At 71.7% G+C, this 12,800-nt stretch carries 9 protein-coding genes; 8 read left to right on the top strand and 1 reads right to left on the bottom strand.

Annotated features, from left to right (window positions below):
- The first annotated feature begins 2 nt into the window (after positions 1-2).
- The 8 genes from iolB to ACWD35_RS07280 all read left to right on the top strand — a co-directional run bounded on the left by iolB (position 3) and on the right by ACWD35_RS07280 (position 12,209).
- Positions 3-827: a 5-deoxy-glucuronate isomerase gene (gene iolB, locus ACWD35_RS07315; protein ID WP_451350175.1), complete on the top strand. Its 825-nt coding sequence runs from the start codon at positions 3-5 to the stop codon at positions 825-827.
- Positions 824-2,701 (top strand): 3D-(3,5/4)-trihydroxycyclohexane-1,2-dione acylhydrolase (decyclizing), encoded by a 1,878-nt coding sequence (gene iolD / locus ACWD35_RS07310; RefSeq protein ID WP_451350174.1) that lies wholly within the window; start codon positions 824-826, stop codon positions 2,699-2,701. Before iolB ends, iolD begins: the two co-directional genes overlap by 4 nt.
- A 16-nt stretch (positions 2,702-2,717) precedes the next feature.
- Entirely contained in the window at positions 2,718-4,220 is a 1,503-nt protein-coding gene (gene mmsA, locus ACWD35_RS07305) for a CoA-acylating methylmalonate-semialdehyde dehydrogenase (RefSeq protein ID WP_451350173.1), read from the top strand.
- 375 nt (positions 4,221-4,595) lie between these two features.
- Positions 4,596-6,002 carry an APC family permease gene (locus tag ACWD35_RS07300; RefSeq protein WP_451350172.1) on the top strand — a complete coding sequence of 469 codons (1,407 nt, stop codon included), beginning with the start codon at positions 4,596-4,598 and terminating at the stop codon, positions 6,000-6,002.
- A 150-nt stretch (positions 6,003-6,152) separates the two neighbouring features.
- On the top strand, positions 6,153-8,822 hold the full coding sequence (locus ACWD35_RS07295; RefSeq protein WP_451350171.1) for a CocE/NonD family hydrolase: 2,670 nt from the start codon (positions 6,153-6,155) through the stop codon (positions 8,820-8,822).
- Complete coding sequence (locus ACWD35_RS07290) at positions 8,819-9,682, top strand: ABC transporter permease (RefSeq protein ID WP_451350170.1); 864 nt, start codon at positions 8,819-8,821, stop codon at positions 9,680-9,682. The genes ACWD35_RS07295 and ACWD35_RS07290 overlap by 4 nt, the downstream gene beginning before the upstream one ends.
- Positions 9,683-9,694: 12 nt before the next feature.
- Positions 9,695-10,216: a hypothetical protein gene (locus ACWD35_RS07285; protein ID WP_451350169.1), complete on the top strand. Its 522-nt coding sequence runs from the start codon at positions 9,695-9,697 to the stop codon at positions 10,214-10,216.
- A gap of 70 nt (positions 10,217-10,286) precedes the next feature.
- Positions 10,287-12,209, top strand: a complete 1,923-nt coding sequence (locus tag ACWD35_RS07280; protein ID WP_451350168.1) for an AMP-dependent synthetase/ligase — start codon at positions 10,287-10,289, stop codon at positions 12,207-12,209.
- A gap of 74 nt (positions 12,210-12,283) precedes the next feature.
- On the opposite strand, the gene ACWD35_RS07275 is transcribed toward ACWD35_RS07280, so the two are convergent.
- Positions 12,284-12,691, bottom strand: coding sequence for a rodlin (locus tag ACWD35_RS07275; RefSeq protein WP_451350167.1), 408 nt, complete (start codon positions 12,689-12,691; stop codon positions 12,284-12,286).
- Positions 12,692-12,800 lie beyond the last annotated feature (109 nt).

Raw genomic sequence — 12,800 nt, 5'->3', positions numbered from 1 at the left:
GTATGACCAGCACCGACCTGCATCTGCCCAAGGGCACGACCGCGAACGCCCAGTACGCCGTCGACATCGACCCCAAACGGGCCGGCTGGACACACAGCAGTCTGCGCGTCGTGGAGTTGACACCGGGCGGCACCCATACGTTCACCACCGGGGACAGCGAATGGATCGTGCTTCCGCTGCGAGGCGGATGTACCGTGCAAATTGAGGAAGACGAGTTCCAACTCCTGGGCCGGAAAAGTGTGTTCGCGTCGGTCTCCGACTTCGCGTACGCACCCCGGGACACCCGGGTCCTGATCGCCTCCGGCGCGGGAGGCCGCTTCGCCCTGGCAGGAGCGAAGTGCGAGCGACGACTCCCCGCCCGCTACGGCCCCGCGCCGGAGGTCCCCGTCGAGCAGCGCGGCAGCGGCAACTGCGCCCGCCAGGTGCGGGGCTTCGCCGCAGCGGACGCGTTCGACTGCGACAAGCTGATCGCCGTCGAGGTGGTCACACCGGGCGGGAACTGGTCCTCGTACCCGCCGCACAAGCACGACAGGCACCGGCCGGGCGAGGAGTCCGAGCTGGAGGAGATCTACTACTTCGAGATCGAGGGCCCGAACGGGCTCGGCTACCAGCGCGTGTTCCCCTCGCGGCCGGGCGGCGCCGACGTCCTCGCCGAGGTCCGCTCCGGCGACGCCGTGCTCGTCCCCGACGGCTGGCACGGCCCGTCCATCGCCCAGCCCGGGCACGACATGTACTACCTGAACGTCATGGCGGGGCCGGGCGCGACCCGGGAGTGGCGGATCTGCTTCCACCCCGATCACGTCGAGAGCACTGGGGGTTACCGATGACGATCCGGCTGACCGTCGCGCAGGCACTCGTCCGCTTCCTCGCCGCCCAGTACACCGAGCGCGACGGCGTGCGGCGGCGGCTGATCGGCGCCACCTGGGGCATCTTCGGGCACGGCAACGTGGCCGGGATCGGCCAGGCCCTCGTCGAGTACAGGGACGTCATGCCGTACCACCAGGGCCGCAACGAGCAGTCCATGGTGCACGCGGCCGTCGGCTACGCCCGCCAGTCGAACCGCCTGTCCACGCACGCGGTGACGACGTCCATCGGCCCGGGCGCCACCAACCTGGTCACCGGCGCCGCCCTCGCCACGATCAACCACCTCCCGGTCCTCCTCCTGCCGGGCGACGTCTTCGCCACCCGCCCCGCCGACCCGGTGCTCCAGCAGCTCGAGGTGCCGTACGCGGGCGATGTGTCGGTCAACGACACCCTGCGCCCGGTCTCGAAGTACTTCGACCGGATCACCCGGCCCGAGGCCCTGATCCCGAGCGCCCTGCACGCGATGCGGGTCCTCACCGACCCGGTGGAGACCGGCGCGGTCACCCTCGCGCTGCCGCAGGACGTCCAGGCGGAGGCGTACGACTGGCCGGAGGACTTCTTCGCCGAGCGCGTGTGGACCGTACGGCGGCCGGGCGCGGACCCCACCGAGCTGGCCGAGGCCGTCCGGGCTGTCTGGGCCGCCCGCCGGCCCCTCGTCGTCGCGGGCGGCGGAGTCCACCACAGCCGCGCCGAGGCGGCCCTCGCCGAGTTCGCCGAGGCCACCCGGATCCCGGTCGCCTCCACCCAGGGCGGCAAGGGCTCCCTGCGCTGGGACCACCCGCAGGACGTCGGCGGCATCGGCCACACCGGCACCGCGACCGCCGACGAACTCGCCCGCACCGCCGACCTGGTGATCGGCGTCGGCACCCGCTACACCGACTTCACCACCGCCTCCGGCACCCTCTTCGAGAACCCGGACGTCCGCTTCCTCAACCTCAACATCGCGCCCTTCGACGGCCACAAGCTGGGCGGGCTCCCGCTGGTCGCCGACGCCCGCAGCGGCCTGGGCGAGCTGACCGAGGCGCTGGTGGTGCACGGGCACCGGGCCGCCGACTCCTACGTCACCGAGTACAGCGAGGACAAGGAGCGCTGGGAGCAGCGCGTGGACGCCTGCTTCGAGGCCGCCGAACCGGACGTACGGCCGACCCAGCCGCAGGTCATCGGCGCTCTCGACGCCCTGGTGGACGAGTCGGACATCGTCGTCAACGCGGCCGGCTCGCTCCCCGGCGATCTGCACAAGCTGTGGCGGGCGCGGTCGTACGACCAGTACCACCTGGAGTACGGCTACTCCTGCATGGGCTACGAGATCCCGGCCGCGATCGGCGTGAAGCTGGCCGCGCCGGAGCGGAACGTGTGGGCGCTGGTCGGCGACGGCACGTATCTGATGATGCCGACGGAGCTCGTGACCGCCGTCCAGGAGGGCGTCGCGATCAAGATGCTGCTCGTGCAGAACCACGGGTACGCGTCCATCGGGGGTCTGTCGGAGTCGGTGGGCGGCGAGCGGTTCGGCACCGCCTACCGCTTCCCGGCGGCGGACGGGACGTACACGGGCGCCCCGCTGCCCGTCGACCTCGCCGCCAACGCGGCCAGCCTCGGCATGCGGGTGCTGCGCGCGAAGACCGTGAGCGACCTGCGCACGGCGCTCGCCGAGGCGCGGGCCGCCGACACCGCCACATGTGTCTACGTGGAGACCGAAACGTCCGACACTGTGTCGGGCGCGCCTCCCGCGCAGGCCTGGTGGGATGTTCCTGTGGCCGAGACCGCGACCCGATCGTCCGCGGTCAAGGCACGTGAGCTGTACGAACGGCACGTCTCGACCCGACGCCGCCATCTGTAATAAGGAGTCTCTGGGCATGACGAAGATCGTCAACCACTGGATCGGCGGGAAGACCGCCGAAGGCGCGTCGGGCACGTACGGGCCGGTCACGGACCCGGCGACCGGCGCGGTCACCACCAAGGTCGCGTTCGCGTCGGTCGAGGAGGTGGACGCGGCCGTCGCCGCCGCGAAGGACGCCTTCGCGACCTGGGGCCAGTCCTCCCTCGCCCAGCGCACCAGCATTCTCTTCAAGTTCCGTGCGCTGCTGGACGCCCACCGCGACGAGATCGCCGAGCTGATCACCGCCGAGCACGGCAAGGTGCACTCCGACGCGCTCGGCGAGGTCGCGCGCGGGCTGGAGATCGTGGACCTGGCCTGCGGCATCAACGTCCAGCTGAAGGGCGAGCTGTCCATGCAGGTCGCGAACCGCGTCGACGTGGCCGCGATCCGCCAGCCGCTCGGTGTCGTCGCGGGCATCACGCCGTTCAACTTCCCGGCGATGGTCCCGATGTGGATGTTCCCGATCGCCATCGCGTGCGGCAACACCTTCGTGCTGAAGCCGTCCGAGAAGGACCCGTCGGCCTCCGTCCGTATCGCCGAGCTGCTGTCCGAGGCCGGTCTGCCGGACGGCGTCTTCAACGTCGTGCACGGCGACAAGGTGGCCGTCGACCGCCTGCTGGAGCACCCGGACGTCAAGGCCGTCTCCTTCGTCGGCTCGACCCCGATCGCCCGCTACATCCACACCACCGCCTCCGCCAACGGCAAGCGCGTCCAGGCGCTGGGCGGCGCCAAGAACCACATGCTGGTCCTGCCGGACGCCGACCTGGACGTGGCGGCGGACGCGGCGGTCTCGGCGGCGTACGGCTCCGCGGGCGAGCGCTGCATGGCGATCTCGGCCGTGGTCGCGGTCGGCTCCATCGGCGACGAGCTGGTGGAGAAGATCCGCGAGCGCGCCGAGAAGATCAAGATCGGTCCCGGCAACGACCCGACCTCCGAGATGGGCCCGCTGATCACCGCCGCCCACCGCGACAAGGTGGCCTCGTACGTCTCCGGCGCCGCCGCCGAGGGCTCGGAGGTGGTCCTGGACGGCACGGGTTACACCGTCGAGGGCTTCGAGGACGGCCACTGGATCGGCATCTCGCTGCTCGACCGGGTGCCGACCACCGCGAAGGCGTACCGGGACGAGATCTTCGGCCCGGTGCTGTGCGTGCTGCGCGTGGACACGTACGAGGAGGGCGTGGCCCTCATCAACGCCTCGCCGTTCGGCAACGGCACCGCGATCTTCACCCGGGACGGCGGCGCCGCCCGCCGCTTCCAGCTGGAGATCGAGGCGGGCATGGTCGGCGTGAACGTGCCGATCCCGGTGCCCGTCGGCTACCACTCCTTCGGTGGCTGGAAGGACTCGCTCTTCGGCGACCACCACATCTACGGCAACGACGGCACGCACTTCTACACCCGCGGCAAGGTCGTGACCACCCGCTGGCCCGACCCGTCCGAGGCGCCCGCGGGCGTGGACCTCGGGTTCCCGCGTAACCACTGAGGGCTCAGACCCCCTTGTCAGGCCGTCCGGATACCGGACGGCCTGACATTTTTTTGACGCGCCGGCTGCGGTTCTCGTTCAGGTGGGATGAAACGGGTGATGAAGGGGTTTCCGAGAGATGACCTTGGAAAGCAAGGTCACCTTCGATCAGGGCTTGATGGATGCACCAATAGGGCTTCATAGCCTGGGAAATAGATGTGACGTGGGTCTTACCGGAGGTACGGATTCCGAAGGTAAACGGCCATTGACGGAACGGTTTTCGTCGGGGTTCTCTATGCAGCCGGGAGCGGACGAGACGAACGTATGACGAGCCGCCGGAGGCGATAGCGCTCCCGACCCCCACCCTCACTCGCACGAGTCGATCGGAACCGCCGCATGACCGACACGCTCCGCCCTGTCGAGACAGCCGTCATAGACGGTTCCGGGGCCCCTGACAGCCCCCAGAAGCTCAAGCGTTCCATCGGCGTCGTCGGCGGCACCCTGCTGACGCTGTCGTGCGTCACGCCCGCCTCCACGCTCTTCGTGGTCGTCCCCGACCTCTTCGGCTCCCTCGGCACCGCCACCGCCCTGACGATCGCCATCGGCTCCCTCCTCTGTATCGCCGTGGCGTTCTGCTACTCCGAGCTGGGCACCCTCATCCCCAGCGCGGGCGGCGAGTACGCCATGGTGTCCACGATGGCCGGGCGGCTCGCGGGCTGGCTCGTCTTCGTGCTGTCCCTGCTGGTGGTGATGATCGTCCCGCCGGTGATCGCGATGGGCACCGCCGACTATCTGGCGCCGATCGTGCACCTCGACCCCTCGATGACCGGCGCCGGCGTGATGCTGCTCGCCACCCTCGCCGGCCTGCTCGACCTGCGGGCCAACGCCTGGATCACCGGCATCTTCCTGGTCCTGGAGGTCGTCGCGGCCGGAGTCGTCGCGCTGCTCGGCTTCAGCCACAGCCACCGCGGGGTGGGCAGCCTCGTCTCCATGAAGGTCGCCGGAGAGCACGGCCACGCCGACACCGTGACCGCCATGCTCGTCGTCTCCGGCCTCGCCATCGCCCTCTTCGTCACCCAGGGCTTCTCGACCGCCGTCTACCTCTCCGAGGAGCTGGAGCACCCGCGCCGCAACGTCGCCCGCACCGTGCTCGCCACCCTCGCCATCTCCACCGTCGTCATCCTGGTCCCGGTCGCCGCGATCACCATGGGCGCCTCCGACCTCAAGGAGCTGACCGGCGGCGACATCAGCTCCATGGTCACCGCCTGGTCCAACTCCGCGGTCGGCACCTTCGTCAGCCTCTGCGTGGCCCTCGCGATCATCAACGCGGGCATCGTCATGGTCATCCAGAACTCCCGCGTCCTGTTCGCCTCCGCCCGCGACAAGGCCTGGCCCCAGCCCGTCAACAACGCCCTGTCGCGCCTCGGCCGCTTCGGCTCCCCCTGGGTCGCCACGCTCGCGGTCGGCGTCCCCGGCGCGCTGCTCTGCTTCGTCAACCTGGACACGCTGTACGGCGTCACGGGCGTCTCGGTGACCGCTATGTACCTGCTGGTCGCGGGCGCCGCCCTGCTGGCCCGGCGCGGCTCCCACAAGGACATCCCGGCCTGGCGGATGCCGCTGTGGCCCGCGATGCCGGTCCTGCTGATCGCCGTCCTCGTCTACATCCTCGTGGAGCAGGACCCGACCTACCTGCTGTGGACCGGCGGCATCACCGCCGTCGCCACCCTCTACTGGGCCTTCTACCTCCGCCCGCGCCGCGAGACCCGCTGGCTCGTCTCCATCCCGGAGGACGCGCAGGCCTGACGGCGTCCCCCACCCGTCCGCCCCGTCCCCGCCTGTCCCCGCGTACCGCGACCGAAGTACGCGGGGACAGGTCTGTACTCCCCAAGGAGGGGCCGGGGTTCAGCCCGGCGGGCGCAGCCGTTGTCGGTGGCGGCCCGTACGGTGGGGGGTATGGATCTTCGGCGCGTGAGACGGGGTGTGCCCGGGCTGCGAGGGCTGCTGAAGGGACCGCGCCGGCTTCTGGCCGGCGCGGCCGTCGTCGCGGTGCTCGCCGGCGTCGGCACCTGGACGGCCGCCGCCTCCGGCGGGGAGCCCTCGGTGCACCGGACCGACCGGGTCATGGCCATGGCCGACGGCACGCGCCTGGACACCTCGTACTTCACCACCGACTCCGCCGGCCGCCGCCCCGCCGTCCTCCTGGCACACGGCTTCGGCGGCAGCAAGGACGACGTGCGCGGGCAGGCCGAGGACCTCGCGCGCGACGGGTACGCCGTGCTGACCTGGTCCGCGCGCGGCTTCGGGAAATCCACCGGGAAGATCGGGCTCAACGACCCGGGGCACGAGGTCGCCGACGTCTCCCGGCTCATCGACTGGCTGGCCGGGCAGCCCCAGGTGCGGCTCGACAAACCCGGCGACCCGCGCGTGGGCGTGGCCGGTGCCTCCTACGGCGGCGCGGTCTCCCTGCTCGCCGCCGCGTACGACCACCGGGTCGACGCCATCGCCCCGGCCGTCACCTACTGGAACCTGGCCGACGCCCTGTTCCCGAACGGCGTGTTCAAGAAGCTGTGGGCCGGCATCTTCTTCAACAACGGCGGCGGCTGCGCCCGGTTCGAGCCCGCGCTGTGCCGGATGTACGACCGGGTCGCCGAGTCGGGCACGCCGGACGAGGCCGCCCGCAGGCTGCTGGAGCAGCGCTCGCCGTCCGCCGTCGGCGACCGCATCAAGGTGCCCACGCTGCTGGTGCAGGGCCAGACCGACTCCCTGTTCACGCTCGCCCAGTCCGACGCGGCCGAACGGACGATCAGGGCGGGCGGCGCGCCCGTGGACGTCGACTGGATCGCGGGCGGCCACGACGGCGGCGACACGGAGAACGGCCGCGTCGAGGCGCGCGTGAACGCCTGGTTCGACCGGTACCTGAAGGGCGACAAGGGCACGTCCACCGGCCCGGCCTTCCGTATCACCCGCACCGGAGGCGTCGACTCCACCAACGGCAGGGCCCTGCTGCGCGGCGCGAGCGCCGACGCCTACCCCGGCCTGCACGACCACCGGCGGGCCATCGCCCTGACCGGCGGCGAGCAGCGCTTCGCCAACCCGGCGGGCGCCGCCCCGCCCGCCGTCTCCGCCCTGCCCGGCCTCGGCGGCTCCGGCGGCGGCCTCGCCCAGCTCTCCGCGCTCGGCGTCGGCGTCTCCCTCGACTTCCCCGGCCAGTACGCCAGGTTCGACTCGGCACCCGTGCGCACCAGCCTCAGGATCACCGGCGCGCCGACGGCGACCGTGCACACCACCTCCACCAGCGAGGACGCCATCCTCTTCGGCAAGGTCTACGACGTCGGCCCCGACGGCACCCAGCAGGTGCTGCCCGCCCAGCTCGTCGCCCCCCTGCGCGTGACCGGCGCCAGGTCCGGCAAGGACGTGACGGTCACCCTCCCGGCGATCGACCACGAGTTCCAGAAGGGCCACCGGCTCCGCCTGGTCCTCGCCTCCACCGACCTCGGCTACGCCTCTCCGGCCGCCCCGGCCATGTACACCGTCTCCCTGAAGGGAGACCTGAGCGTGCCGACGGCCCCCGCCGTCACCACCGCCGCGGCGCCCCTGCCCGCCTGGGTGTGGTGGCTGCCCCTGGCCGGCGCGGCGGTCGCCCTCGCCCTGCTGCTGACCGGCAGGCGCCGTACGACCGCCCCCGCACCCGATCCGGAGCTCGCCGAAGTCCCGCTCCAGATCACGGACCTGAGCAAGCGGTACGCCAAGTCCGCCGACCGGTACGCCGTCCGTGACCTGTCCTTCCGGGTGGAGAAGGGCCAGGTGCTCGGCCTGCTCGGACCCAACGGCGCGGGCAAGACCACCACCCTGCGCATGCTGATGGGCCTGATCAAGCCGGACGGCGGCGAGATCCGCGTCTTCGGGCACGCGATCCGGCCCGGCGCGCCCGTGCTGTCCCGGGTCGGCGCCTTCGTGGAGGGCGCGGGCTTCCTGCCCCACCTGTCCGGCCGGGAGAACCTGGAGCTGTACTGGCGGGCCACCGGCCGCCCGCCCGAGGACGCCCACCTGGACGAGGCGCTTCAGATCGCGGGCCTCGGCGACGCGCTCGCCCGCGCGGTGCGCACCTACTCCCAGGGCATGCGCCAGCGCCTCGCCATAGCCCAGGCCATGCTCGGCCTGCCGGACCTGCTGATCCTGGACGAGCCCACCAACGGCCTCGACCCGCCGCAGATCCGCGAGATGCGCGAGGTGATGATCCGCTACGCGGCCGGCGGCCGTACGGTGATCGTCTCCAGCCATCTCCTCGCCGAGGTCGAACAGTCCTGCACCCACCTGGTGGTGATGGATCGCGGCCGGCTGGTCCAGGCCGGGCCCGTCGGGGAGATCGTCGGCTCCGGGGACACGCTGCTCGTCGGCACCGGCACGCCCGTGGAGGAGCCGGTCGTGGAGAAGGTGGCCGCGCTGCCCGGCGTCGCCTCCGCGGAGCGCACCGACGACGGCCTGCTGGTCCGCCTCCGGTCCGGCGGCACGGCCGAGCAACTGGTCGTGGAGCTGGTGCGCCTGGAGGTGCCCCTCGCCTCCGTCGGCCCCCACCGCCGCCTGGAAGACGCCTTCCTGACCCTGATCGGAGGTTCCGCATGAGCGCGGTCACCGAGCCCGTCGAGGTGGCCTCCGGCTACCGCGCGGGCCGTACGCTGCCGCTGCGGGTCGAGCTGGTCCGCCAGCTCAAGCGGCGGCGCACGCTGGTCATGGGCGGGATCCTCGCCGCGCTGCCGTTCGTGCTGCTGATCGCCTTCGCGATCGGCGGCAACCCGTCGGGCCGCGACGGCCAGGTCACGCTGATGAACACGGCCACCGCGTCCGGGACCAACTTCGCCGCGGTGAACCTGTTCGTCTCGGCGGGCTTCCTGCTGGTCATCCCGGTCGCCCTGTTCTGCGGGGACACGGTCGCCTCGGAGGCCGGCTGGTCCTCCCTGCGCTATCTGCTCGCCGCGCCCGTGCCCAGAGCCCGGCTGCTGTGGTCCAAGCTCGTCGTGGGACTGGGGCTCAGCCTCGCCGCGATGGTCCTGCTGCCGGTGGTGGCGCTCGCCGTCGGCACGGCGGCCTACGGCTGGGGCCCGCTGCAGATACCCACCGGCGGCGCGCTCGACCCGGGCATCGCGGCACAGCGGCTCGCGGTCACCGTGGCGTACGTCTTCGTGTCCCAACTGGTCACCGCCGGGCTCGCGTTCTGGCTCTCGACCAAGACCGACGCCCCGCTCGGCGCGGTCGGCGGCGCCGTCGGCCTGACCATCGTCGGCAACGTCCTGGACGCCGTCACCGCCCTCGGCCACTGGCGCGACTTCCTGCCCCCGCACTGGCAGTTCTCCTGGGCCGACATCATCCAGCCGCACCCCGAGTGGTCCGGCATGATCCAGGGCGCCGCGATCTCCGTCACGTACGCCCTGGTCCTGTTCGCCCTGGCCTTCCGGGGGTTCGCCCGCAAGGACGTGGTCTCCTAGAGAATCTCCGCCATGACCAGTGACCGAGACGAACGAGCCGACGCGGACCGCGTGTTCATCCGCAGCAAATGGGGCACCAACCGCTACGTCTACAACCCGGACAACCCCGTCGGCATGGCCCTCATCGTCGGCTCGCTGCTGTTCGCCGCCGGAGGCATGTGGCTGCTGTACCACTTGGGCGGGCCCGGCTCCTGGGGCGGGGACGACCTGCGCAGCGCGGTCACCACGGCGACGGGCGAGCTGTCGAAGGAGGCGCTGCTCGGGCCCGGCTCCGGCGACTACGACGCGATCCTGCGCGAGCGGATTGCGCGGGACGGCAACGGCCCCGAGGGCGCGCTCTCCGTCACGCTCGCCTCCCCGGAGCCCGAGTCGATGATGTTCACCGGCGGCCCGGAGCAGGCCCGGTACTCCGTCACCGCCCACGGCACGGACACCGCGTTCTGCCTCGACGTCCAGGGCATGAAACGCAAGGCGCAGGTGGGCTACGACTCCTTCACCATCACGGTGACCGACGGCGCGTGCACGGCCCATTGACCTTTCCTGACCTCTGAGTAAGTTGGCGCGGCAGCAAGAGCCTTCGCATCAGCCGCGACAGGGAGCCGCCATGGGTGTACGCAAGGATCTGAAGCGGGCACGGCAGCGCACCGACCTGGCGGGCAGGAGCGCGGTGGAGATCGTCAAGGACGCGGCGGGCGTCGTGCGCGAGGTCCGCGCGGCCCCCCTCGCACCCCCGCTCACCAGCGGCTCCCTGGCCGATCTGCCGTTCACGCACGCGGCCGAGAGCCCGGACGCCGTACTGCTGCGCCGCCGCACGGAAGGAGTCTGGCGCCCGGTGACGGCGGCCGTCCTCGCCGCCGAAGTCGCCGCCGTGGCCAAGGGGTTGGTCGCCGCCGGGCTCGAACCGGGCGGGCGGGTCGCGGTGATGTCCCGCACCCGCTACGAGTGGACCGTCCTGGACTTCGCGATCTGGGCGGCCGGCGGCCAGTCCGTGCCCGTCTACCCGACCTCCTCCGCCGAACAGGTCGACTGGATCGTCCGCGACTCCGGCGCCCGGTACGTCGTCACCGAGACCGCCGAGAACACCGCTACCGTCACCACCGGCACCGCGGACCACCCCCGGCCCCCGCGCCTGTGGCAGCTCGACGGGGGTGCGATCGCCGAACTCACCACCCTCGGCCGAGACGTCCCCGACGACGAACTCGCCAAGCGTCGGGCCGCGTTGACCCCCGACACCATCGCCACCGTCTGCTACACCTCCGGCACCACCGGCCGGCCCAAAGGCTGCGTCCTCACCCACGCCAACCTGCACGCCGAGGCCGCCAACACCGTCGAGCTGCTGCACCCGGTCTTCCAGGCCGTCACCGGACAGCAGGCCTCGACCCTGCTCTTCATGCCGCTCGCCCACGTCCTCGGCCGCACCCTCCAGCTGGCCTGCCTGCTGGCCCGCATCGAGACCGGCCACTTCCCGAGCGTGAAACCCGACGAACTGCGGCCCGCGCTACGGGAGTTCCGGCCCACCTTCCTGGTCGGGGTGCCGTACCTCTTCGAGAAGATCCGCGACACCGGGCGCGCCACCGCCGAGAAGCTCGGCCGCGGCGCCTCCTTCGACCGCGCCGAGCGGATCGGCGTCCGCTTCGGCGAGGCCCACCTGCGCAGGTTCCTCGGCACCGGCAAGGGCCCGGGGCCCGGCCTGTACGCCGCCTGGGCGCTGTACGACCTGCTGGTCTACCGGCGCATCCGCAAGGAGCTGGGCGGCCGGATGCGGTACGCCATCAGCGGCGGCTCCCCGCTGGACCGCAACCTCAACCTGTTCTTCTACGCCGCCGGGATCATCGTCTACGAGGGCTACGGCCTGACCGAGACCAGCGCCGCCGCCACCATCGTGCCCCCGCTCGGGCCCCGCCCCGGCACGGTCGGCCTGCCCGTCCCGGGCGTGTCCGTGCGCATCGCCGACGACGGCGAGGTGCTGATCAAGGGCGGGATCGTCTTCGGGTCGTACTGGAACAACCCGGCGGCCACGGACGCCGTACTGACCGGCGAATGGTTCGCCACCGGCGACCTCGGAGCCCTCGACGAGGACGGCTATCTCACCATCACCGGCCGCAAGAAGGACATCCTCGTCACCTCCGGCGGCAAGAACGTCTCCCCGGCCGTCCTGGAGGACCGGCTGCGCAGCCGCTCACCGGTCGGCCAGTGCGTGGTCGTCGGCGACAACCGGCCCTTCGTCGCCGCCCTGATCACCCTCGACCCGGAGGCGGTCGCCCACTGGCTGTCCGTACGCCAACTGCCCGCCGGCACACCGCTGTCCGAGCTGGTCCGCGACGAACGGCTGCGCGCCGAGGTGCAGAAGGCGGTCGACCACGCCAACGAGGCCGTCTCCCGCGCCGAGTCCATCCGCGCCTTCGCGCTCGTGGAGGGGGAGTTCACCGAGGAGAACGGGCTGCTGACCCCGTCGCTGAAGGTCAAACGGCACGCCGTGACGGCCGCCTACGCGGAGCAGATCGAGGCGCTGTACCGCAAGGCGTGACCGGCTGCGGGCGGACAGCACAGCGGCGGGCCACCGGAGGAACCCGGTGACCCGCCGCTCGGCGAAGCGCTGGCTCAGCTGTTGCCGGTGCCGTTGGCGGACAGCGCGGAGATGTCGTCCAGGATGTGCGAGAGGGCCTCGTCGCCCTTGGCCTGGGTGGAGTTCTCGGTGCACTGCTGGTTCTGCGGCGAGGACAGGACCGGGATGTCCTGGACGCCGACGTTGGCCAGAGCCAGGATCGACTGGGCGTTGGCCTTCGCCGGCAGGCCGATGCAGGGCTTGTTGAGCGAGCCCTGCATGAGCGCCATCTGCGGGCTCATGTCGCCCATCGTGGCCGAGTTGCCGAACGACTGGCTCGAGTCGTTGCCGCTGAACGACGTGGTGCCCGTGTCGTTGCCGGTGGCAAGCGCTTGGGGGGCCGCCACACCGGCGAGACCGGCGACGGAGGCGGCAACAGCCGCGGTTGCCCACAGCTTCTTCATGTTCGTTCCCTTTCGAAAGGCGGACTCCGGGGAGGGAGCTGCGTGATCGTCAACTGCCCCGGGCTTGCCGCGGTTGCGCCCTTTGCCCCGATCGGAGCAGCGCAGTCGG

This window comes from Streptomyces sp. NPDC002671, from assembly GCF_053592475.1.
The sequence above is the reverse complement of the archived record's forward strand: the minus strand, read 5'-3'. Positions and strand labels throughout refer to the sequence as shown.